This window comes from Pseudobacillus sp. 179-B 2D1 NHS (assembly GCF_045370945.1).
Classification (GTDB): Bacteria; Bacillota; Bacilli; order Bacillales; family Domibacillaceae; genus Pseudobacillus.
Genome location: NZ_JBIQDP010000008.1, coordinates 93,824 through 118,164, shown reverse-complemented (window position 1 = coordinate 118,164; position 24,341 = coordinate 93,824). Strand labels below are relative to the sequence as shown.

Sequence of the window (24,341 nt, the reverse complement as noted above, 5' to 3'; positions counted from 1 at the left end):
TTTTTCTACTCATCGCTTGCAGCGAAAATCAACAATCAAGCATAACAGAGCCTATTTTTTTAACTGACGAAGAGGATAGAGCATTTTTTCCAAGGTTAAACGGTTTTTCTCCTCGATCTCCGGTTTTCGGGGAATCGCTGGATATAAACCTGGAGGATCGTCCCACTGAGTGGGGAGCTGGACAGGTGATTTGGACTGCCATTTCTCAATCCATTCTCTAGGGAGTGCACCGGATACATTTGAATGGTTAGTCATGGCGAGCCAAATGTAAGCCCAGGCCCGTGGAACAACTCGCCAGATGTCGTATCCGCCACCGCCAACAGCAATCCAACGCCCATCACAATAACGGTGGGCGACCTGATGAGCAATCTCAGGAATTCGCCGATAAACATTCATCGTAGTAGATAGATGGGTAAGTGGATCATAAAAATGAGCATCTACCCCATTTTGCGTTAAGATGACATCAGGTTTAAAAAAGTCCGCAACTTCCCATATGGAGGTTTTATACGCCTCAAGCCATGAGTCGTCCTCAGTAAAAGCATCTAGAGGAAGATTAAAAGAAAAGCCATATCCCTTTCCTTGACCCCGTTCATTAATATTTCCAGTTCCAGGGAAAAGGTATCGGCCGGTTTCATGAATAGATAACGTGCATACATCAGGGTCGTCATAAAAAGACCATTGTACCCCATCGCCGTGGTGAGCATCTGTATCGATATATAAGACCCGTGCCTGATACTTTTCTTGTAAATATTTAATGGCTACTGAACTGTCATTGTAGATGCAGAAGCCTGACGCTTTCCCGCGAAAACCATGATGAAGGCCTCCCCCTAAGTGCAGGGCGTGTGCTGCTTTCTCTTGCATTACCCAATCAGCGGCTGTTAATGTGCCGCCGACAAGCAGGGCGCTTGCTTCATGCATGCCTTTAAACATTGGTGTATCCTCTGTACCTAGTCCATAGCCTTCTGCAATATCAAGGGGCAGCTCGCCATTGCCTGCTTGTTGGACAGCTTCAACGTAAGCAATATCATGGATAAGCTGCAATTCTTCCTTTGATGCTACACGAGGAGGAATTATATCACTTTCTTGAATTCTATTCATTTTTTTTAACAAATCGATAGTTAATGTGAGCCGGAATTGATTGAAAGGATGATTTTCGGAAAATTTGTAAGAAAGAAGCTGATCCGAATAGACGAATACTGCCTCTTTTTTCATGAAGACATGCCTGGCATATTTGGCCACAACACAGTATGCCCTTCCTGTTTTAAATCATCAATCACTCCGGTCGGGTTCATCATTCGCACGCGGAAAACAACAATTTTCGAATCTTCATCTTCCTTATCCGGATATACGAGAACACTGTGAATATTCGCCCGCCGTTTATTCAGGATGCTGACGACATCAAATAATTCACCGGGTCTATTCGGCAATTTGACCTCGATGCGCGAGCCAGGCTGATTGGCACCGGTCAATTCAACAAATGTATGAAGTACGTCTGTTTCGGTTACGATGCCAACGATGTTCCCTCCTTGGACAATAGGCATGCAGCCAATGCTATGCTCATAGAAGACAGCAGCGACATCTTCTACAAAATCAAGCGGATGTCCGGTAACGACATTTCGTTGCATAATTAGAGAGAGCGGCTTGTTCAGTTCTTCGTCGCTTAAATCTTTCTGTAAAATAGAAGGTGTGGAATCTTTGACATCACGATCTGCTACAATACCCACAAGTTCTCCTGTTTCATCTATAATCGGCACGTGGCGGATTTTTTTATCTCTGAACAACTGCAACGCCGTACCGATCTTGTCATTCGGTGACAGTGTATGTACTTCTTGCTGCATAATTTGCTCCACGATCATTTAGTCATCCCCCTTTGTTAATACATAAAGCGATTCATAAAGCGCACTTGATCAAACTTTTCAATCGATGTTTGGTCCACATGTTTGCCGATGCGCACCATTAGACAATTTGCCGGATGGGAACTGATCTCTGGATCATCGGTTGCATACCATACCAAGCCGCCGGCATTCATCATTTTCTCCATGATCTTTCTGTATTCCCATACGTTTAGACCGGTCCCCTTTAGATCCCAATGCCAATAGTATTCAGTAGTAATGATAATATAATGTTCCATCATTTCATCCAGCATGGAGAGCTTAATCATGCTTTTGCCAAGCTGAGTGCCACGGTAAGGAGGAGCAACCTCTACTGCTCCAAGCTCAATTAAATTATCAAGATTGGCTTCTGACCATCTTTCCAGAGGATCGGGGTAGAGATAGGTTACGTAGCCGATGATCACATGACCGCTGCGAGCAATAATAATGCGCCCTTCAGGAAGATCGGCAATTTCTACGAGCGCCTGATGCTGCTGTGCAGGCTGTCGAAAAGCGGTCAGCCCTTCATGAAATGTCATATTAGCTAGAGCTTCTGCAGAAACCGGGCCTTCGATAATAATAGTCCCTTTTGACGTTTCCACTTCTTGCGAATGATACTCTTTTTTATGCTCCATTAAGTCACCGCCTTCATCATTCCATACTTGTATTATACCTGAATTTCCCACTTATAAAGCGTTTTCACTAAATTTTCGCAATTCTTTGTTGGCTGCAATAGGTAAGTAGAGACATAGACTAAATGGTTGTTTCAAAATTGTGAAAAATGGGAATTTGAGTTATAATAGAGACTGAATTCTTACATAGGGGGGAGCGGTTATATGAAATTGGAAACGTTGACAGTAAAAGAGGGAAATTATAATTTAAAAGATTACGATGAATTATATGCTTCATTTAACTGGAAAGATGCTGAGAAACATTTTTCCTGGTCTGAAACCGGTAAAATCAATATTGCTTACGAGGCAATTGACCGTCATGCGGAATCCGGCCTTAAACAAAAAATTGCTCTCTATTACAGAGACGCGGATAGAGATGAAAAATATACATTTGAAGAAATGAAAGAATATACGAACAAGGCAGCCAACGTCTTAAAGACAGCAGGCGGAGTAGAAAAGGGAGACCGGGTCTTCGTGTTCATGCCGCGTTCACCAGAGCTCTATTTTACCGTACTTGGAACCATTAAAGCTGGAGCGATTGTCGGTCCGCTTTTTGAAGCCTTCATGGAAGGGGCTGTTCGCGACCGTTTGGAGGACAGCAGCGCAAAGGTGCTCGTTACGACTCCAGACTTGCTTGATCGTGTGCCTATTAATGATCTACCAGCCTTAGAAAAGATCTTTATCGTCGGTGACAGTGTGCCGACTGGAGATAAATATGTGGATTTTAACGCCAAAATGAAAGAAGCAGACGCCTCATTCGATATTGAATGGATGAATTTAGATGATGGCATGATTCTCCACTATACTTCTGGCTCAACAGGTAAGCCGAAAGGCGTCTTGCATGTTCATCGAGCGATGGTTCAGCAGTACATGACAGCTAAATGGGTACTTGATTTGCAAGAGGATGACGTATATTGGTGCACAGCTGATCCAGGCTGGGTAACTGGAACATCTTATGGGATTTTCGGGCCATGGCTTACAGGCACAACGAACGTTATTGTCGGAGGTCGTTTCAAACCGGAAACTTGGTACCAAACCATTGAAGATTATAAGATTACTGTCTGGTACAGCGCTCCAACTGCGTTTCGCATGCTGATGGGAGCCGGAGATGAGGTTGTGAAGAAGTTTGACTTAAGTTCTCTTCGCCACATTGTCAGTGTGGGAGAGCCGCTCAATCCAGAAGTTATTCGCTGGGGAGCCAAAGTATTTGACCGCCGTATTCATGATACATGGTGGATGACGGAAACAGGTGCTCTCGTAATTTGTAACTACCCATCCATGGACATTCGCCCTGGATCGATGGGTAAGCCAGTTCCAGGGGTAAAGGCCGCAATTGTTGACGATCAAGGAAATGAATTGCCGCCAAACCGCATGGGCAACTTGGCTATCAAAAAGGGCTGGCCATCTATGATGGTTGCTATTTGGAATAACCCGGAAAAATATGAATCTTACTTTATGCCGGGCGATTGGTATGTATCCGGAGACTCTGCTTACATGGATGAAGATGGCTATTTCTGGTTCCAGGGTCGTGTGGATGATGTAATTATGACAGCTGGTGAGCGGGTCGGACCGTTTGAAGTAGAAAGCAAGCTGATTGAACACCCGGCTGTGACCGAAGCAGGTGTTATCGGTAAGCCAGACCCTGTTCGTGGAGAAATTATCAAAGCATTTGTTGCTCTTCAAGAAGGATACGAGCCAACAGATGAACTGAAAGAAGAAATCCGTCAGTTCGTTAAGACGGGACTTGCTGCTCATGCGGCACCGCGTGAAATTGAGTTTCGTGACAAGCTGCCAAAAACACGCAGCGGAAAAATCATGCGCCGTGTTTTAAAAGCTTGGGAGCTTGATCTTCCTACAGGTGATTTGTCAACAATGGAAGATTAATAAGAAGGATCTAACCGGTTTGAAGCGACTTTTCTAACGCTTTAAGACCGGTTTTTTCTTGGATTCTGTTAAAGATAAATAAAGTTTTTTATAGGAAGTGTTCACTGTATTCGGCGACTTCAACAAAATCAACCATCCAGTGGGAGATCAACTTTTCTTAAATTGGGTTTGACTTTTCTATAACGCTTTGTTTAAATATAACGTATACATTTACATATTTAAGCCATGAAAGGATTAAGTAGTTCGCTATCCCTGTTAAAAGAGAGCCGGTGGTTGGTGGAAACCGGTACAAATAGTTGAATGAATTACCTCCTGGAGCTTTTGCTGTGAAACGTGTTTACCAGATCAGTAGCAGCAAACGGAACAACCGTTATCTAAATGAGTGGAGAAGATCATCTTCTCAAGCTTGGGTGGTACCGCGCTTAATAGCGTCCCTGCAGTAACTGCAGGGGCGTTTTTATTTTGTGAAAATATAGAAAAGAAGGGAAGATAAGAGATGAATCTATTGGAAGAATTGCAATGGAGAGGGATTATTTATCAACAAACAGATGAAGAAGGAATTAAAGAACTGTTAGAAAAAGAGAAAATTTCACTTTACTGCGGAGTAGATCCAACAGCAGACAGCATGCATATTGGCCATTTGCTGCCATTTTTAACGCTGCGTCGTTTCCAAAATAATGGACATCGCCCGATTGTTCTTGTGGGAGGAGCAACGGGATTAATTGGAGATCCAAGCGGTAAAAAAGAAGAGAGGAAGCTGCAGACGCTTGAGATGGTTCAGCATAACGTGTCCTGCATTAAAAAGCAGTTAGAGAAGATTTTTAACTTTGATGGAGAAAACGGAGCCGAGCTTGTGAACAACTATGACTGGGCTGGTTCTATGGATATCGTGACATTTTTACGCGATTTCGGAAAGCATATTGGCGTCAATTACATGCTTGCAAAAGATACTATAGCGTCCCGACTGGATACTGGTATTTCCTTCACGGAATTTACGTATACGATTTTGCAAGCAATGGACTTCCTGCATTTATATGAAGATCATAATTGTAAAATGCAAATTGGCGGCAGTGACCAATGGGGAAACATTACAACCGGGCTGGAGCTAATCCGCAAAATGAAACCAGAAGGCGAGAAGGCGTACGGTTTGACAATCCCGCTCGTTACAAAAGCAGATGGTACGAAGTTTGGCAAAACAGAAAGCGGAGCCATCTGGCTTGATCCCGAAAAAACAACACCTTATGAGTTTTACCAGTTCTGGATTAATACAGCCGATGCAGATGTTGTTAAATACTTGAAAATATTCACGTTTTTAAGCCCTGCAGAAATTGAAGAGCTTGAAACAGCAGTACAGGAAGAGCCGCATTTGCGTAAAGCTCAAAAGGCACTGGCTGAAGAAATGACTCGTTTAATTCACGGCGGCGAAGCACTGGAGCAAGCGCAGAAAATTACAGATGCTCTATTTAGCGGAGATGTCAGAAGCTTAACAGCTTCAGAAATTAAACAAGGATTTAAAGATGTGCCATCATTTGAACAGGCAAGCGAAGAGGAAATAGGTCTTGTAGACTTGCTTGTCGCTGCTGGTATTTCTTCGTCGAAGCGCCAAGCGCGGGAAGATGTCCAAAATGGTGCGGTTTCTATTAATGGCGACAAAGTAACAGACACAGCCTATGTTTTATCGGAAGAGGATAAAATGGAAGGCGAATTTACAATCATTCGTCGTGGCAAAAAGAAGTACTACTTAATTAAATACAAATAAGTAAAAAACAAGTGATCAAAAAAGAGGATGCTCCAACAAGTTGGGGACATCCTCTCTTTTATTAACAAGAGTGAAACTTAATCGTTATAAGTTCTATTTATTGTAGATAAAAGTTCTTTTTAAGCTCTTTAGGCAATTTAAATTTGCAAATAATGATCTTTTTCAAACATACTATCTGTTTTACCCAAACCAACCAACATAGAAATGACTAGACAACTAAATATAGATAAAAATGAATGGTTTTCATGTTTACGGTTTCTTAATTTCAATGAAGAGCATAGATTTTTACATACACCCATTTAAATTCAGTTTGAAAGAACTGGGGAAGAAAAAAACATTATTCTCATGGTTCTTTTGTTGGGCAAAACCGAGCATGATCAATTCACAAGTTTATTTAAATAACCCCGTCGAATAGTAAAAAAGCTTATAATGAACAGCAATAAAAATATACCTACACCGATCGCTGTCATTTGATAAAATGTCGGTGAAATATAGTTTCGCATGCCAAACATCCCTGCAAATAAAATAATAGCTGCCACTGTAAATGGAATAAAAATTAAAGCTGCTAATTCTTTTGTTACGACAGAAGCTAGTTCCTTAAAAGAAAGGCCAATTTTTCGAATGCCTTCATATTTTTTCTTTTCTCCTTCAAGTGACGTTTGTAAGTAGAAGTAAAGAATGCTCATTGCCGCACTCAAAAAGATCAGACTGAGCATAAAACCGATAAAAAACATGATGCTTTTCACAAACTTCTCCGCATCATATAACTCAATTTTAGAAGCCACCAAGCGAACATTGGGATCTGTAGGAACTTCTGATGAAATGGTTTCAGCAACATCGATCTTTTCTACCCAATCTTCCAGTTCATAGGCAAATACTTTATAGACTGGATAATCGATTGTTTCGTAAACCTTATCGGGTACGATATAATACACATTTTGTAAGCCCGTTGATAAAATATTTTGTTCTTCCAAACCTACATACTCAAGCTTTCCAAGCGGGTAATCATGAATAGCTTCTCGATTGGGCAGTACGCCTTCATGTCCAGCTGCAACGTAATACTCATTGTCACTTAGTGTGATCGCCTTATGCTGGCCAAGCGCATTGTAATTTGAAACGGACATAAAGGCAATCCGGCGATCTTCATCGGTTTTAAATGCCGAATAATAGACATCATACGTACCTGCTTTATCTAATGTCGCTTCAATAAACGCAATATCTTCTTGCTCAGCTCCTGACTTATTGGCAGGAAGTGAAGTATATTGGACACTATAAGGATATAGCACTTCTGTCTTTTCCTTCACATTATAATAGGAGCTATATAGAACGCTCGTACATACAAAAACACCTAATAGTAATACGGTTAATAAGTAAATGATATGTGCATGAGAACGCTCTTTAGCTTTTAAATTAGAAATAAAAAGCATATTTGTTTTTCGAAGGTACGCTGGCCGTCTCTGTAATAGGCGAATAATCAATAGTGTTCCTTGAGTAATAAGGAGATAAATGGATAATAGCAAACTGGCAAATAAGCTCATATACCAAATGGTTTCAAAAGACTTTATCCAATTCATTTCCTTTATAATTGAAAGGAATAAAAATCCACTCACCATAAGAGATAGCAACAGTTTCAATGGTGCCGGTGCAATTAGCTTTTCCTGTGTTATATCTGCTTTTAACAGCTGGACCATTTCTTCTTTGTTGATAAAGCGCGTCATCAATTTAGAAACAATAAAGAATAATATAGTAAATAAGACAACCGTTAATGCGATGGACTGTAATGGTACATACATACCAAAGCTATCCGCACGCAAAACCCTTTTGGCTACCATTAAAAATAAGGGGGCAACGATAAGTCCAACTGCAATGGCTGTTACGATCGCTGCACCGGCAATGAGCATATTTTCTCTGAAAATCATTTTGCTGATTTGCTTCGTGGATGCACCGGTAATCATAAATACGCTAAGATTTTTTGTTTTCTTTTTCAAAAAAGCAAACAGCGAATAAATGATAAAGACAAATGAAAAAATATAAATAAAAAAGCTAGCGAGCATCATTGTCAGTCCAAGTGTACTCGTATGATCAATTTTCGTCATCATTGGATGAAAAGCTGTAGTTGAAAATAAGAAAAAGACCAAAATAGAGAATACACTGCTTAAAAAGTAGGAAATATATGTGGATTTATCACGTAAAATGTTTTGAACGACAATATGATTAAAACTCATGTTGACCACCGCCCAAAAACGTGAGTGTGTCCATAATTTCTTGATAAAACTGCTGCTTGTTTTCACCTCGGTGTATCTCATTATAAAGAATACCGTCTTTTATAAAGATGACACGCTGCGCAAAACTAGCGACATAGGCATCATGCGTCACCATCAAAATAGCTGTGTGAAACACATGGTTAATCGATTCAAACAATGTCATAACGCTATTTACCGATTTAGAGTCCAAGTTTCCAGTCGGCTCATCCGCTAACAATAAGCCGGGTTCATGAATAACTGCTCTTGCAATGGCCACACGTTGTTTCTGTCCACCTGAAATTTCAAATGTGCGTTTCTTTACTATCTCCTCAATACCTAAAAAGTCTACAATTCTTGCTAAGCGTTTTCTCATTTCTTTCTCATTTACAGAATCAAGTGTCAATGGCAATAAAATATTTTCTTCTACTGTTAACGTATGAACAAGGTTAAAATCCTGACAAACAAAGCCTAATTCCTTGCGGCGAAACTTCGCTAGTTCATCATCATTTAATTCATATGGATTTTTTGAGCGGACTGTAATGAAGCCGCTTGTAGGACGATCGATGGTTGAAATGCAGTTAAGGAATGTTGTTTTCCCACTGCCGGATGGTCCCATTACTGCAACAAATTCCCTCTCCTTTAAATCAAAGTCAATGCCTTTTAAGGCTTTATATGTGATTTCCCCTGTATATTCCTTCTGAAGTTGTTTTACATGTAAAATAGTATCTGCCATTAGCTTTTCGCTCCCTTGCGTCTTTCTTTGCTTTTAGTATAGACAAACCTTTCTGTTCCCTAAAATCTCTGAACGTGACAGCAATATGACAAAAACGTCACATTCAAAATGGCTGCCTCATTTGGCAGCCGTTTCTACTCTTCCAGAAAAGTCAATGGCAAACGTTGTTTCATGATTAATAGAAGACAATGTGTATGGATGGCTTAAGGTAGATAAAATCTTCTTTACTAAGTAAAGCCCAATGCCGGTTGCTTCACCCTTAGTACGTCCTTTAGTGCCTGTATAAAATAATTCAAAAACGCGTTTGATTTCACTTTCAGGTATCGTTTCCCCTTTGTTTTTGATGTATAATTGTTCATTTTCATAAAGAATGATAACGGAAGACTGTTTCTCCCCATATTTAATTGCATTACTTAACAGCTGGTAAATAACGACTTTTAGCCATTTGCGATCTGAATAGATCACTATATTTTCTCCAATGGTACTTTTAGGATATATTTCTTTTTCAATAAAATAGTCTTTTAAATCATTAATAACTTCCTGTACAACACTCTTTAATGAAATTGATTCTATCTTTAGATCCGCCAATAGTTTTGTAGAGCGACTATACGTCAATAATTGATTTAAAGAAAAATTCAACTTGTTGCATTCCGTTTTAACTTTCTGCCACTCTAGTAGTACACTTGGCTCTTCAAACTGATTAGATTGTATAAGTAGCTGAATGACAGAGAGGGGGGTTTTCATTTGATGAACAGCATGAGAAATCATCAATTGCTGTTCTTGTAAGAAATCCCTGTAACTATCGTCTTTTGAAAGAAGAAAAGACTGAATTGATTGCAATTGAGCTGCATATGCTTTTTCAATTGGAGCAACTGGCTGATGAATGAGAAAGTCCCCTGTCTCCAGGCTCCTTCCTTTGACACTTGCATACATTTTCTTGCGGCGTATATAACGAAAGAAAAGGAAAATAACCAGCAGAGTGATGGCTAAAAATATAAAATAGGGATAATGATTTTCCATGCCATCTAGTCGATGGATGACAATTGGCAAGCTAATAAATGTAATGATATAAAGGATAATAAAGCTGAAATGGTCCCGTAAAAAGAGTTTCATACACTTTTCTCCGTTAATTGATAGCCAATTCCTCGGATTGTTATAATTTCTAATGAGGAATGAATCGCCTCTAATTTCTTTCGCAATCTTACGATATTAACCGTAAGTGTATTTTCCTCAACAAACGTCTCATCATCCCAAATAGCCGTAAGTAGCTGCTGTCTTGCCACTACATTCGGGCATGCTTCTAAAAGCAGGGCACATAGCTGGAGTTCCTTTACTGTCAATAACACCTCTTTTTCACGTGTAGACAATCGAACAGTATCCAGGTTTAAAGTTGTATTCCCTTTCTTTAAAATCCGGGTTTGTGAATCCTTTGCATACTCACCATATATACGGCGAATTTGTCCGTTTATTTTTGCAAGTATTACGTTCATTAAAAAAGGTTTTGTAATAAAGTCATCTGCCCCATTTTCAATACCATACACTTGATCTAGTTCACTTATACGAGCAGAGAGAATCATGATGGGGCAATTTGATACCCGTCTTATTTTACGGGACCAATAATAGCCATCAAAAGCAGGGAGATTAATGTCCATTATGACAAGATGCGGCTGGAAATCCTGAAACAGCTCAAATACTTTTTCAAAATCTACTACAAGCCGGCATTGATAACCATACTTTTCAAGATGACTTTTCAATGTATGGGAGATATTTATTTCATCTTCAACAATTAATATTTTATACATCCAATCCTCCTGTTCCCTCGTTCACATTGGCGTGTTATTCTTTTCTATCGGCACAATGCTGTTATACGGTCCTAAAATAACTTCACATGAAATGATACTTTTCATCCAATTTACTGAGCAATGGTTGTAACACTAACTAATTCGAGCATCAAGACTCAAATGGAATGCCTTTTCTTTAAATGAGTTTTTAGTAAATCCATGAGTCCGGACAAAAATAAAGTGGGAGACCGCATTCTTCAAAAGTATACGTTAAGCTAATAGTATAAAGTTTGTTTTTAAAAAATCCACCTTTTAGAAGAGGAAAGTCTGATAAAAATGGAGGCTTATTCAACAGAAAACAATGCAAATTGACACCTTATTTGCTTTTAGATTCCCCATTTTAGCTGCGCTAGTCTCAGTTTAAAACAAATCATCTGTGAAGGTGATAAATTCGTTCGTTTTTCTACAAACCAAGAAAATAGTAGATCATCTTTCGAACTCTCTCTTTACATACGGTAGGGGGGTAATGTACAATTAAAGGAGAGGGGGAGGAATGTTAATGAATAGTGAATACGAAGAGCTTTTCGAAGCTGATCATGGTGATTTCAATCATTCTGAGCGAAAAAGCCATCATTCTGATAAGGTGAAAAAGAATTTAACGACCCGTTTAAACCGGATTGAAGGGCAAATCCGTGGTATTAAAGGTTTGATTGAAAAGGATACGTATTGTGATGACGTCATTACACAAATATCAGCTACACAGTCAGCGTTAAACAGTGTGGCGAAAATTCTTTTAGAAGGACACATGAAGAGTTGCGTTGTTGAAAGAATTCAGGAAGGCGATTTCGAAGTTCTTGACGAAGTATTAGTTACCGTACAAAAATTAATGAAAAAATAATAATGGAGGGAAATTTATGAATAATATCACATTAAAAGTAAGCGGAATGTCATGCGGCCATTGTGTGAAAGCGATTGAGGGGAGCGTTGGCGAATTGCCGGGAGTGGAGAGCGTAAAAGTAGCTCTAGAAAGTGGAAAAGTTGAAGTACAGTATGATTTAAACAAAGTGGACTTAGATAAAATTAAAGAGACGATTGATGATCAAGGATACGATGTTGAATAAAAAATGGATGTGCTAGCCACATCCATTTTTTTATTATGGAAAGGTACAAATGGTTTAGAGAGAAAAAGCAGTCAACCTGAAAAGACAGAAATCCAGAGAGGATAAATAGCCAAAACCACTTTTTGCGTACTGATCTAAAATTAACAGGACAGGTTAGTTTTAGATTAATAGCGCTGAAACGTATGATAATGGTAGTGCATCTCTTTCTTGTACCTACAATGCGGCCATACTATCTAATCAACCGTAAAAACATTATAATTAACAACAGAGCATATTTTATAAAAAGGCAGGAATACATAAGGATGAAGAACTTTAGATTTGGAATACGCCAGAAGATTATTACCGGCTATGTGGTTATCATTATCTGTTTGGTTATAGCGATTCTTGCTGTGAATAAACAGTTGGACACGATGCAGGAAGAAAGAAATTTTATCATTCAACGTGATTTTGTCGTAAGGGATCTGACGAATGAAATAGAAAAGGATCTGCTTAAGATGGCAACTGGACAGAGAGGTTTTATCATATCGGGAGGGGAAGAATATCTCCGGTTGTATAATGAAGCGCGTTCTCGATGGACGGAGAATTTCAATAAACTGGACAATCTTCTGTCAGATAATCCGGCGCAGCAAAAAGAGGTAGCTGAGATTAACGAGAACATCAAAGATTGGGTATCGGATGCCGGTGATAAATCCATTAAAATGAAACAGCAGAACGATACAACAAGCATTATGACATTTTTTAAAGAAGATACTGGAAGACAAAAAATTGAGCAAGTACAGCAGCAGTTTGATTCTTTCCGAGACAAGGAGAAAGAGCTGATTGACCAACGTGCTGATAAACTAAATAAACAGAATAAGTATCTAGATATTGGGCTGTACAGCTTGTTGGCTTTTGTTATTATTGTTTCTTTTATTCTGGCCATGATCATTTCAGGCTCTATTATTAAAACGATTAAAGCGGTAGTAAATACTATTCGTGCCATGTCTACGGGTGGAGATCTTAGCAGCCGTATTCAAGTGAAAACGAACGATGAAATTAGGGATCTGGGAAGTGCGACAAATGAGCTTTTGGATTCTTTAGAAGAACGGGATTGGCTGCAAAGAAGTGTGGCAGATGTTATGAGCAAGAATCAGGGGATTTCTTCATTAGAAAATCTCGCGGAGACATTTCTCTCGATAGCCGCACAGATTACAGGTTCATCGTTTGGGGCTTTTTATAGCAGAGAGCAACAAGAAAATGATGTTATTTTAGTAAAAAAGGCTGCATTTGCTGATTCAGCTGATGACGTAGGCCGAAGTAGTTTTGCTCTTGGCCAAGGCTTGATCGGTCAATGTGCACTAGAAAAACGGATACAAGTGATTAACAAAGTTGGCGAAGACTACCGGCTAATTTCCTCTGGACTGGGAGAAACAAAGCCAAGGAGTATTTTAATTGCTCCTATCGTATATGAGGAGGAAATTATCGCGGTGGTGGAGTTTGCAAGCCTTAACGAATATACTTCACTGCACGTTGCTTTTATAGAAAAAGTACTGGAAACATTCGGATTAACGGTTAATAGAGCGATTGACCGAATGGAAATTGCTCGATTGCTGTCCGAATCCCAGGCCATGACAGAAGAGTTACAGGCGCAATCAGAGGAATTGCAAACGCAGTCTGAAGAGTTGAAGATGCAATCGGAAGAACTGCAGATGATCAATGAGCAGTTGGAATCGCGCACACAAGAAGCTGAGCAAAAAACGAAAGATCTTGAAGTGGCAAAAAAAGACTTGGAAGAAAAAGCAAAGCAACTGACACTTGGCTCTAAATACAAATCAGAATTCCTTGCTAATATGTCTCATGAGCTGCGCACACCATTGAATAGCATTTTGATTTTGTCAGAAATGCTCGCCGAAAACAGCAGCGGTTCCCTTTCGGAGGAAGAATTAGAGTTTGCGGGAATTATTCATTCTTCTGGACAAGACTTGCTGAACTTAATCAATGATATTTTGGATTTATCAAAAGTGGAAGCTGGAAAACTGGACGTTGTGATCAATGAAGTAAATATGACGGAGCTTCCTGCGAGTCTTGAAAGGAATTTCACCCATATTGCTAACCAAAAGGGGCTTGATTTTAACATTAGCATGAGCCCAGATGTGCCGGCCATCTTTCAAACGGATGAAAAGCGTTTTCAGCAGATTATTAGAAATCTATTGTCTAACGCCTTTAAATTCACAGAAGAAGGTTCTGTCTCTGCAAATATTAAGAAGGTGGGGGCGGACGCCAACCAGACAAATGTAGATTATTGGCTTGAAATCGCCATAACGGATACAGGGATCGGCATTCCAAAAGAAAAGCATGCGCTCATCTTTGAAGCATTCCAGCAAGGTGAAGGAGCTACTATCCGAAAATATGGCGGCACCGGTTTAGGGTTGTCGATCAGCAGTCAATTTGCCAAACTGTTAGGCGGCAATCTTCAGCTCTTTAGCGAAGAAGGAAAGGGAAGTACATTTGTTCTTCTCCTTCCTAATATTTCAGATGGAAACATACCTGCTGACTTATTCACAGAGGCATCGAGAGAAATTGCAGCCACAATTTCACCTCCAGATTCTATGGGGGAGGAGACCACTCCAGTTATAGGACTGCAAGAAAAGCCAAAGGCTCAGGACAATGTATTCTATGGAAAGACGGCATTGATCACAGATGATGATAACCGCAATATTTTTGCTCTAAAGACAGCGCTTGAACAAAAAGGAATGAATGTACTAGTGGCAAACAATGGGATTGAATGTTTGGATATTCTCAGTTCCAGCAAGAGCATTGATCTAATTTTAATGGATATTATGATGCCGGACATGGATGGATATGAAACGATGCAGCGAATTCGCCAGTCGAAAGAATACGATGATTTACCAATTATTGCTCTGACGGCTAAGGCGATGAAAAATGACCGCGAAAAATGTCTCGAGGCAGGGGCATCTGACTACATTAGCAAGCCGCTGAAGCTGGAGCAGCTATTTTCCGTTATGAATGTCTGGATGACAAGGTAAGTGAGGATAAGATTTTAAATGAACAGTATGTGGAATAACGAAGAAGAACAAGACTTTAGTTTTAAAGAAGCAATCGAGATGGATTTATTGCTGGAGGGACTTTACCGTGTATCTGGATTTGATTTTCGGAAATATATGCGGTCCTCCATTTACAGGCGCATTAAAAATCGCATGCAGCTTGAGAAGATCTCAACGATTTCTCAGATTACTGACAGAATGATTCATGATCCGTCCTTCGTGACAAAAATACTTAATGATTTTTCTATTAACGTAACCGAGATGTTTCGAAATCCGGAGTTTTTTAAAGTTTTCCGACAAACGGTCCTTCCCCAGTTACAGGATTATCCGGAAATACGAATTTGGCATGCAGGCTGTGCGACAGGTGAAGAAGTGTATTCAATGGCTATTTTAATAGAAGAAGAAGGGCTTGGGCATAAGACGAAGCTTTACGCCACAGATATGAATGAAGAGGTGCTAAAGAAGGCTCGTAAAGGGTTCATCCCACTCAGTAAAATGAAGACATACACGAAGAATTATATGCTTGCAGGAGGAGCGCGAGCTTTTTCTGAGTATTATACAGCTGATGGGCATTTTGCTTATTTAAATCCTTCGATTTTAAATAAAATCAGCTTTGCCCAGCATAATCTTGTCACGGACCAGTCCTTTAATGAATTTCATGTCATCTTATGCCGAAATGTACTGATCTATTTTACAGTTGATCTGCAAAATCAAGTACACCAACTATTCTTTGACAGTCTTTGCCCGAAGGGATTTCTTGGTTTGGGGGATAAAGAGTCCCTTCAATTTGCAAGTTGCGCAGAAAAATATAAAAGTTTTGCTGAACATGTAAAAATTTATCAAAAAAATTAAAAGCAGAATAAAAAGGAGAATCATTCTCCTTTTTATTCTGCTTTTCACTTTCTTATTTAGCATGAATCATCATGATACACATATCATCGCCTTGTCCAGCATGCTGCTCTTCCGGGATGACAAGATGGATGGGAGAGCGTACATTGCTCCATTTTTGAGAGGCAATATATTTTAACTTGTTCAGCATAGACTGTTCGTCATTGCGATTCACTTCTATTACGCCGTCGGTAAAGAGCAGAAGCTGAATGTTGTCTTCATAACTGATGACTGACTTTTTGACTTCCATTTGATCAAAAAATCCCACGGCACAGCTGCTTCTTTCAATTGTGCATAATGAAGCATTATCAACGAGAACGTACCCTTCTGGGTGACCTGCATTCACATATTCAACGATTTTTCTTTCGGTATCAACCAAAAGATAAATGCCGGTAAAATAGTAATTGTAATCAATTTTCGGATGATGCAGAAGTGCCATATAGCGGTTTAATTCTTTAATGACCAGTTCAGGATCAGACAGTTCTTTAATAATATCTCTCAAGACGGAAGAGATAAACATGCAGACAAGAGAGGAAGAAATGCCATGTCCCATCATGTCTAAAAGAATAACGCCGTATCTGTGATCCTCAAATTTGTGCCAATAATACATATCACCAGCAAGTTTGAAGGAGGGAAGGTGTGAGACATTAATTGTGATATTGTCTGTCTCTAAAGGAGGATTCAAGAGTCCTTTCTGAACTTGCATGGCCAGATCAAGTTCATTTTGAATCTTTTGTTCTTGTTCTGCATGCCAGTCTTTTTCATATTTCAAGCGAAGTGCCACTCTTATTCTCGCCAGCAGCTCAACTTTATTGATCGGCTTTGTAATATAATCCATTCCACCTGCGTCCAGCGCATCGGCAAGTTTATTGGAGTCTTCAAGAGCTGTAATAAAAATAACCGGGATATCTTTAAGGCAGTCATCCTGCTGAAGGCGGCGGCAAGCTTCTATACCATCAATCTCTGGCATCATGATATCAAGCAGGATAAGGTCAATAGAGACTTTGTTGGCGTGTTGCTCATTTTTCTCAATATAATTGAATAGCTGCTGAGCGGATGATAGAGAAACACAGTTCTCATATCCTGCGTTTTTTAATATTTTCTCGATTACAAATAAATTGACTTTGTTGTCATCAACAATTAGAATGGACATTCAAAATTCTTCCCCTTATTTACTATTTATTGTGCGGTACACGCAATGAGTTTTTCTATACAATTAGTATACAAATAAAGAGGAGAGACGTATATTTTTAGGAATCAATGATAGCTAAATTGGTAACAGTTTTGATAGATGATTAAAAGGGGGGATCATAGCTTTACACTGGTCAAAAAGTAATTGGGGGAAGCTAATCTAAATAAAAGCTGGCGACATTTATTTTAGGTTAAAGAAGGAGTTTAGAGAGGTCTTTCAAAAACAGTTAGTACTTCTTTAAAATCAAATTGTTGGCAAAGAGCTGTTGAGTGATTACCAGAAAAAATACTTAATTGAACTTTCTTGTAATGGTCTTGTTTTAATCGTGTTAAGGCTTCATGTGTAAGCTTTTTGGCTATCGCGGATTTTCTATAGTCGGGAAAAACATAAATATCGAGAAGATACCCAATTTCTTCAAGAGAATAAGGGTCAATAGTTGTTCCGACTAAGATCCATCCTAGCAATTTATTTTCTTTCTCAGCCACCAAATAGTAAGCCCCGTTTTGAAGAGCAGGTTCAAACATCTCAGTTACGATATTATGATGACCGGGTTTAAGATATCCCATTGAACTTTCTTCGATTACCTTTTGCGAAAAAGCTAAAATAAAATCTGTCTCTTTCCTATTTGATTTTCTAATAATCATTTATGAGCCTCCATCATACAGGGGAAATTAGAAAGGAAATGACGCAAGTTTACTTGATTATAATATGGATACTTACTTGTTTTTGCTACAAACAAAAGACTTAGTCTCTAGCGCTGGACCCATATAGCATTTGAAATAAAAAGCAAGAAAACTGCCCCCGACAAAAGAGAAAAAGTCAATTCTTTATTCTAAGAGAAGAGTCGATTGGTGAGTTTCTAAGGTAAAATAAAAACCCCAGAAATATTGGTATACCAATATTTCTAGGGTTTTGCCTATTGCTATTTGATAAGCAATAGAATTAACGAGAGTAGAACTCTACGATAAGAGCTTCGTTGATTTCAGCTGGAAGCTCAGAACGCTCTGGAAGGCGAGTAAATGTACCTTCTAGCTTATCTGCATCAAATGTTAAATAATCTGGTACGAAGTTATTTACTTCAACAGCTTCTTTAACGATAGCAAGGTTTCTGGATTTTTCACGAACAGAAATTGTTTGACCAGGTTTTACTTGGTAAGATGGAATGTCAACGCGCTTTCCATCAACAAGGATATGACCATGGTTAACAAGCTGACGTGCTTGGCGACGAGTACGAGCTAAGCCAAGACGGTAAACAAGGTTGTCTAGGCGGCCTTCAAGAAGGATCATGAAGTTTTCGCCGTAAACGCCTTTCATTTTACCAGCTTTTACGAATAAGTTTTTGAATTGGCGCTCATTTACACCGTACATATGACGAAGCTTTTGCTTCTCTTGTAATTGAAGTCCGTATTCAGACAATTTTTTACGTTGGTTTGGACCGTGTTGTCCAGGTGCGTAAGGGCGTTTTTCTAATTCTTTACCAGTTCCGCTTAGAGAGATTCCAAGACGGCGGGAAAGTTTCCAGCTTGGGCCAGTATAGCGAGCCATAATATAGCTCCTCCTTTAATGGTTTTATTTTGTTGTAAAATAAAAACCGGTGAGACAGCAATTAGGTCATTTTGTTTTCATGCACCATCGCCCCAGCAGCAGAGGGTTACGCGATGCACCATTTGCATTTAAAGGCAAAGGAACAAAATGAGCACATAAAGGTGTTCACATAGGCTGCGATATTTTACACAAATGCTAGTATATAATTGACAGGCCCTTCTGTCAAGGTAAGATTGCAATATATGAAAAAATAATAAATTTAGTAAGTCTTTAGGCTCATTTCGTGTGGTATAATTATCCTATTGATGAGTAGGTCAGCTCTTCTTTAGATGTTTAAATTTGTAAAAGTGAATAATGTTCCAATAGTGGTATAAAAAGGAAGAACAGCTGTTTTGTCCAATTTGAATGGCAGGTGATTACTACATGAATCAGCGTTATGAAAGCAAGTGGGCGATAAGCTGGAAAGCATTGCTATATGACTTGATGGCCGGCTTCCGGGATGCTTTATTCGATGTAGAACAACTTCAGAAGGAATGGCTTCGCCTCGTCAGCAGACAGTTTCGCACGTCTCAACTGTACTTGTTTAATGCAAGTAGCCAAGAGAAGTTAGACTGGACTAGAGAACAAAAGGAGGCGTTGAGCCAGGCTTTTACACAGCCATACCTTTTTTGTAAGGAAGAAATAGACGGATGGCCGCTACCTGCTGCCTACAATGTAGGATTTCGACTAACAGGTTTTTGTAAAGAAAAAAACACTTATTTATTCTTGCGGGCGGATAAGGAGGTAATGGCCGTCCTTACAGAAGAGGATTTGTTGTTTTTTACGGAAGAAAGCAGCCGCTTAATTGAATGGGCGAACTATGTCCATGTGATGGAAGGAAGAGTCAATAGATATAAAGAGTTGTTTAATGTAACAGGAAGATTGCATTCCTCTACAGACATTGAATTTGTGCTGAAAGAAATCATTACCACCTTACAGAAGATTTTCCCGCTATGTTCCTATCATTTCCTTATGGCAATGGAGGGATCCTATACCGGCCTGCCAGTAACTCACTTTAATTTTGATGAAGTAAGTGAAGCGGGGATGGCCTCATATACAAATGGAACAATCCAAGTTGATGATATTTCGAAGATTCTCTATGCTCCTTTAATTGGCAAACAGGGAGTATATGGTGTACTGAAAGTGAATTTTTCCGAAGAAAAAAATATCCCTGAGACAAAAAAAGAATTTATCCGTATGCTCGCTAACGCAGGAGGAGGCGCCATTGAGAAAGTAATGCTATATGATCAATCGCGACAGCTTAATTCAGATTTGCAGTTAATTAATGATGCATCCCACGAATTAAACTCCAGCTTGCGCTTTTCCGATGTCACTAATTTTTTACACTCTCAAATCATTCGTTCCTTTAACGCTTGTGCCGTTGGCTTTATTTTTTTAAATGGAAAAGAAACAGAAACATTGCCGGGCAGCAGTTCTTTTTTTTACGAGATGGAAGGAAAAGAACTCATTCATTTTACTGCTGAGAAGCTGATAAAAGATAAAGAAGCTTTTTTTATTGGTGAATTGGCGAATAAGCTAGAAAGGGACTGCTTGACTTTCCATGCGATGATGGCTGTTCCTATGGAACAGGGGAATGAGCTGAGAGGATTTTGTATCGTATTAAAAAAAGAGCCATATAGCTTTACGTTTGAAATGTATAAGCTTTTGCAGTCACTGATCCATCATTCTACACTTGCCTTAGCCAATGCCATGCTCAGAGAAAAATTAGAAGAAATGGTTATTACTGACCATCTAACACATTTATATTCAAGAAACTATTTAGATCAATTGCTTCAAAAGTCCGTTGAGAAAGATGAGAAGGGTGTCTTTTTGTTAATGGATATTGATAATTTTAAAAAGGTTAATGACACATACGGGCATCAAACTGGAGATGAGATACTCATTCAAGTTGCTCAAATTTTGAAAACGGCTATTCGGCAAGAAGACGTAGCTGCCCGTTGGGGAGGAGAGGAGCTGGCTGTCTATTTGCCCAATTGCTCTTTAGAGGAAGGGGCGATGACAGCTAAAAGAATCATAAGTGAAGTAGCAGAAAATACTAAGCCTGCAGTCACTATTTCCTGTGGATTATCCTGTTGGTCAAAGGCGAATCCTCCCTCCAAAAAACAATTATTTAATTATGCCGATACGGCCTTATATAAAGCGAAGGAAGCTGGAAAGAACAGAGTGGCTATCGGCTATTGCTGTTTATAGAAAAAAGAGCTGGTTATCCAGCTCTTTTTACGCTATGACTGTCAATTTTAAAAAAACTTCTTATTTGGCAGTACAGACATCACAAGTATTCGACTAAAGCAGTCGCAAAAGCTTCAAGCATTTCTTTGTCTGTTTCATCAAAACGGTTTGTTTCCGGGCTATCAATATCAAGTACGCCAATCAAACGCCCGTCTTTTAGCAAGGGGACAACAATTTCAGATTGAGAGGCAGCATCGCATGCAATATGGCCTGGAAAGGAATGAACATCTGCAATTCTTTGCGTTTTTCTTTCACTGGCCGCTGTCCCGCATACACCTTTGCCAAATGGAATGCGCACACATGCTGGAAGACCCTGAAAAGGACCGAGTATAAGCTCTTCCCCTTCAGCTAAATAAAAGCCGACCCAATTTATGCGGTCGAGAAACTGGTTTAATAAGGCGGAAGCATTGCTTAAATTAGCGACTTGATTGCTTTCTCCTGCGAGCAGCGCTCGCAATTGTTTAATAACGAGTTGATAGTTTTCTGTTTTTTTCCCTGTATAACTAGTTGTTTGAAACATGATGGATGGCTCCTTTATCAAACGTATTTTATGGACGAGGAACGGCTTGCTCTTGCAGAGGAAACATTTCTTTGTAGCCTTGTCCGATATCCTTAGATTGATGAGCATCTGACCCGTATACAAGCGGGATGCCCATTTCCCGGGCTTTTTGGGCAACTTCTAACGGTGGATAAGATTCCAGGCAGAACGGTTTCATCAGACCAGCGCCGTTAAAGTCAATTTCATAGCCATTGGCTTTTATCGTTGTTAAGAGATTTTCTATTTCAGCGCTGAAGTCTGCTTCGCACGGGAAGCGGTGTTGAAATTTATGCACGAGCGTCAAATGGCCAATTCGCTTCGGTTTGAATGGGCCGAGATCCTCTTCAATAGAGCGCTGTACAGTTTCAAAATACTTTCTATATAGAACAGTAGTCGATCCAAAGATTTTTATCATTTCTCCAAATAAATCCACGCTATAATCAAGACAGTACCAGTTAGATTGCTCTTTTAAAAAGTGAACAGACAAAACAGAGTCATCAAGAAGTGGACCATACTCATTCAAAAAAATGGACGTTTCTTTTTCGAAGCCCTCAATATAATCAACTTCCAGTCCGATTTGGATAGCTACATCGGTTGCATACTCTTGTTTTACTTGCTGCAAAGCAGAAAAGTAGGCATCTAAATCGCTTCGTTTCATTCCGCTGTCCTTTGTAGGCGTACTATCTACAAAGCCGAAGGGCAAGGGAGCGTGTTCAGTGAAAGTGAGCTGGGAAAAACCTTGGTTAATTGCTTCCTCAATGTAGCTGTTCAGCGAATCCTTCGTTCCGTGAGGACAAAAAGGTGTGTGAATGTGTCCGTCTCTTTTCATAGAACAACCTCCTGAAAAATAATCCTATTTATAGTGTAACAAAAATTTTAATCAGGAGCTTAAAAAAAAACGAGTTTTGTCGTCAAAAAATGCTACATCCTGTGGTATCATTAGTAATAATTGAGTGAAATTTATATCTTACCACATAGATGAAACGATTACTTTTGCTGGCAGAAGAACAGGGGGCTTACGATGAAATTCATCATTGCTGCGATTTTAATAGCAGCCATTTTAGTGATTATCGCCTATTTTAATAGAAAAAAAATATACAAAGAAATTAATATGTTAGAAAAAAGGAAAACGGAAATTATGAATCGGCCAGTCACTGACGAATTGGCTAAAGTGAAGCGCCTTAACATGACGGGTCAGACGGAAGAACTTTTCGACCGTTGGCGGCAAACATGGGACGAGGTGCTTGCTGTCGATTTAGCCGACGTTGAAGAAAAGTTATTTGAATCAGAAGAACGATTGGATCAATTTAGATTTGGCAAAGCAAAAGAGATCAATGAAACCATCGTCAGCAGGCTGGAAGAGGCTGAACAGAAAGTGGAAGGCATCCTGACCGAGCTGGATGAATTAATTGGCAGTGAGGAGAATAACCGTGAAGAGAGTGAAGAACTGAAAGAAAAGCGCCGGTCGGCAAGAAAGCAGCTGCTTGCTCATCGCCACACATTTGGCAAAGCTGCATCCGTGCTTGAAATTCAGCTTGATGCTCTATCCTCGGAGTTTGATAAATTTGAAGAGCTGACTAATGAAGGAAACTATCTCGCAGCTAGGGAGATCATTTTAAAGCTGACTCATGATATGGATACCATTCTACATAAGATGGAAGTTATTCCGGTGTTGATGGCTGAAACAACGAACTTGTTGCCAGCACAGTTAAATGAAATTGAATCTGGCTACAAAGAAATGAAGCAAAAGGGCTATTTGCTTGACCATTTACAGATTGAAAAAGAAGTTGCCAGCTTGCGTCAGCAGCTTTCTCTTTATAAAGATTTTATTATTAAAACGGAGACGAACGAAGTAGAAGTGGGAATTCAAGATGTAAAAGAAAACATAGAATTCTTTTATGAGCTGCTTGAGAAAGAAGTCGACGCCAAGCACTTTCTTGTGAAAAATGAGAAGGCAACGAGGGAGCAGTTAGACAATGTGCGGACTGCCAATGAAGAGTTGCAGGCGGAGACGGAACATGTGCGACAAAGCTATCAGCTAGCAAAAGATGAATGGGTCGTCCCTCAAAAGCTGGAAGAAGATATTTTTCGCCTTGTAAAGCGGTACGATTTATTAGAAGCCAGAATTACCGAACAGAATACGGCCTATTCTTTTTTACATGAAGAATTACAAGAACTGCAATCTCAACTTGAAGAGCTGCAAAAAGAACAAGCGAGTTTTAGCCGCTTCTTAAAAACATTGCGCAAGGATGAGATGGCTGCCCGTGAAAGTCTGGCGGCACTCCGCAAGAAGATCAATGAAATCTTCCGTATGGTCAATAAAAGCAACATGCCAGGCGTACCGGGGTTTTATCAGTCGTTGACAGAAGAAACAACAGAGCGTATTGGCGAGGTTGTACAGGCATTAAATGAAAAGCCATTAAATATGAAAGCCGTTCAGGAAAAACTAAGTGAGGCGGTTTCCTCTGTAAGCAACCTTGAGCGTAAAACAGAGGAAGTGATCGAGCAAGCCGAGCTTGCTGAGCGTATTATCCAATACGGAAACAGATATAAGCGTTCCCATCCGGCTATTAGTGATCAGCTTTACGAGGCGGAACGTGCTTTTCGCAATTATGACTATCGCTCCGCTCTTGAAGAAGCGGCTACAGCGATCGATAAAGTTGATCCAAAAGGGTTGAAACAGCTTGAGGATATGATGAATAAAAAATAAACAGAAGCGGTGCCGGCAGATTGGCCTTCAATTTAGCCGGGATCGCTTTTGTTATGTTTACAGCTATGTATA

At 39.6% G+C, this 24,341-nt stretch carries 20 protein-coding genes and 1 other annotated feature; of the genes, 8 read left to right on the top strand and 12 right to left on the bottom strand.

All coding sequences use genetic code 11. The features are described 5' to 3' along the window. Positions 1-51: 51 nt before the first annotated feature. From ACH0BF_RS10360 to ACH0BF_RS10350, 3 genes are read right to left on the bottom strand one after another with little or no spacing between them, the layout of a single operon-like run. Positions 52-1,212 carry an acetoin utilization protein AcuC gene (locus ACH0BF_RS10360; protein ID WP_340852844.1) on the bottom strand — a complete coding sequence of 387 codons (1,161 nt, stop codon included), beginning with the start codon at positions 1,210-1,212 and terminating at the stop codon, positions 52-54. After that, positions 1,209-1,856, bottom strand: coding sequence for an acetoin utilization AcuB family protein (locus tag ACH0BF_RS10355; protein WP_120033858.1), 648 nt, complete (start codon positions 1,854-1,856; stop codon positions 1,209-1,211). The genes ACH0BF_RS10360 and ACH0BF_RS10355 overlap by 4 nt, the downstream gene beginning before the upstream one ends. Before the next feature lie 17 nt (positions 1,857-1,873). Next, on the bottom strand, positions 1,874-2,506 hold the full coding sequence (locus tag ACH0BF_RS10350; protein ID WP_120033856.1) for a GNAT family N-acetyltransferase: 633 nt from the start codon (positions 2,504-2,506) through the stop codon (positions 1,874-1,876). A 201-nt stretch (positions 2,507-2,707) separates the two neighbouring features. On the opposite strand from ACH0BF_RS10350, the gene acsA reads away from it, so the two are divergent. Beyond that, positions 2,708-4,426 carry an acetate--CoA ligase gene (gene acsA / locus ACH0BF_RS10345; RefSeq protein WP_120033854.1) on the top strand — a complete coding sequence of 573 codons (1,719 nt, stop codon included), beginning with the start codon at positions 2,708-2,710 and terminating at the stop codon, positions 4,424-4,426. Between the two features lie 216 nt (positions 4,427-4,642). After that, positions 4,643-4,865: a binding site (T-box leader), on the top strand. Positions 4,866-4,922: 57 nt separating this feature from the next. After that, positions 4,923-6,185, top strand: coding sequence for a tyrosine--tRNA ligase (gene tyrS / locus ACH0BF_RS10340; protein ID WP_120033852.1), 1,263 nt, complete (start codon positions 4,923-4,925; stop codon positions 6,183-6,185). A 377-nt stretch (positions 6,186-6,562) separates the two neighbouring features. On the opposite strand, the gene ACH0BF_RS10335 is transcribed toward tyrS, so the two are convergent. From ACH0BF_RS10335 to ACH0BF_RS10320, 4 genes are all read right to left on the bottom strand, one after another. Then, complete coding sequence (locus tag ACH0BF_RS10335) at positions 6,563-8,410, bottom strand: FtsX-like permease family protein (RefSeq protein ID WP_120033850.1); 1,848 nt, start codon at positions 8,408-8,410, stop codon at positions 6,563-6,565. After that, positions 8,400-9,161: an ABC transporter ATP-binding protein gene (locus tag ACH0BF_RS10330; RefSeq protein WP_406909348.1), complete on the bottom strand. Its 762-nt coding sequence runs from the start codon at positions 9,159-9,161 to the stop codon at positions 8,400-8,402. Before ACH0BF_RS10330 ends, ACH0BF_RS10335 begins: the two co-directional genes overlap by 11 nt. A 117-nt stretch (positions 9,162-9,278) precedes the next feature. After that, on the bottom strand, positions 9,279-10,274 hold the full coding sequence (locus ACH0BF_RS10325) for a sensor histidine kinase (RefSeq protein WP_120033846.1): 996 nt from the start codon (positions 10,272-10,274) through the stop codon (positions 9,279-9,281). Continuing rightward, on the bottom strand, positions 10,271-10,963 hold the full coding sequence (locus ACH0BF_RS10320; protein WP_120033844.1) for a response regulator transcription factor: 693 nt from the start codon (positions 10,961-10,963) through the stop codon (positions 10,271-10,273). The genes ACH0BF_RS10325 and ACH0BF_RS10320 overlap by 4 nt, the downstream gene beginning before the upstream one ends. Positions 10,964-11,501: 538 nt before the next feature. On the opposite strand from ACH0BF_RS10320, the gene ACH0BF_RS10315 reads away from it, so the two are divergent. From ACH0BF_RS10315 to ACH0BF_RS10300, 4 genes are all read left to right on the top strand, one after another. Continuing rightward, positions 11,502-11,840: a metal-sensitive transcriptional regulator gene (locus ACH0BF_RS10315; protein WP_120037860.1), complete on the top strand. Its 339-nt coding sequence runs from the start codon at positions 11,502-11,504 to the stop codon at positions 11,838-11,840. A 16-nt stretch (positions 11,841-11,856) separates the two neighbouring features. Continuing rightward, positions 11,857-12,063, top strand: a complete 207-nt coding sequence (gene copZ, locus ACH0BF_RS10310) for a copper chaperone CopZ (RefSeq protein WP_340852850.1) — start codon at positions 11,857-11,859, stop codon at positions 12,061-12,063. Positions 12,064-12,365: 302 nt separating this feature from the next. Beyond that, a complete protein-coding gene (locus tag ACH0BF_RS10305; protein ID WP_340852852.1) occupies positions 12,366-15,089 on the top strand; it encodes a response regulator in 2,724 nt (907 codons plus the stop codon). A gap of 18 nt (positions 15,090-15,107) precedes the next feature. Then, positions 15,108-15,959: a CheR family methyltransferase gene (locus ACH0BF_RS10300; RefSeq protein ID WP_340852854.1), complete on the top strand. Its 852-nt coding sequence runs from the start codon at positions 15,108-15,110 to the stop codon at positions 15,957-15,959. Between the two features lie 52 nt (positions 15,960-16,011). Here the strand turns inward: ACH0BF_RS10300 and ACH0BF_RS10295 are convergent, their stop codons facing one another. The 3 genes from ACH0BF_RS10295 to rpsD all read right to left on the bottom strand — a co-directional run bounded on the left by ACH0BF_RS10295 (position 16,012) and on the right by rpsD (position 18,732). Further along, positions 16,012-17,148: a SpoIIE family protein phosphatase gene (locus ACH0BF_RS10295; RefSeq protein WP_120033836.1), complete on the bottom strand. Its 1,137-nt coding sequence runs from the start codon at positions 17,146-17,148 to the stop codon at positions 16,012-16,014. A gap of 242 nt (positions 17,149-17,390) precedes the next feature. Further along, entirely contained in the window at positions 17,391-17,831 is a 441-nt protein-coding gene (locus tag ACH0BF_RS10290) for a GNAT family N-acetyltransferase (RefSeq protein ID WP_340852860.1), read from the bottom strand. Positions 17,832-18,129: 298 nt separating this feature from the next. Further along, positions 18,130-18,732, bottom strand: coding sequence for a 30S ribosomal protein S4 (gene rpsD, locus ACH0BF_RS10285; protein ID WP_120033832.1), 603 nt, complete (start codon positions 18,730-18,732; stop codon positions 18,130-18,132). 423 nt (positions 18,733-19,155) lie between these two features. Here rpsD and ACH0BF_RS10280 point away from each other — a divergent pair, with 423 nt between their 5' ends. After that, complete coding sequence (locus ACH0BF_RS10280) at positions 19,156-20,982, top strand: sensor domain-containing diguanylate cyclase (protein ID WP_340852865.1); 1,827 nt, start codon at positions 19,156-19,158, stop codon at positions 20,980-20,982. Between the two features lie 79 nt (positions 20,983-21,061). Here the strand turns inward: ACH0BF_RS10280 and ACH0BF_RS10275 are convergent, their stop codons facing one another. Both ACH0BF_RS10275 and hisJ read right to left on the bottom strand, forming a co-directional pair. Further along, the gene (locus tag ACH0BF_RS10275; protein WP_406909347.1) at positions 21,062-21,541 is read right to left on the bottom strand and encodes a GAF domain-containing protein; all 480 of its coding nucleotides are present in this window, start codon (positions 21,539-21,541) and stop codon (positions 21,062-21,064) included. A 28-nt stretch (positions 21,542-21,569) separates the two neighbouring features. Then, positions 21,570-22,388: a histidinol-phosphatase HisJ gene (hisJ, locus tag ACH0BF_RS10270; protein ID WP_340852870.1), complete on the bottom strand. Its 819-nt coding sequence runs from the start codon at positions 22,386-22,388 to the stop codon at positions 21,570-21,572. A 192-nt stretch (positions 22,389-22,580) separates the two neighbouring features. On the opposite strand from hisJ, the gene ezrA reads away from it, so the two are divergent. Further along, complete coding sequence (ezrA, locus tag ACH0BF_RS10265; RefSeq protein ID WP_340852872.1) at positions 22,581-24,269, top strand: septation ring formation regulator EzrA; 1,689 nt, start codon at positions 22,581-22,583, stop codon at positions 24,267-24,269. Positions 24,270-24,341: the final 72 nt, after the last annotated feature.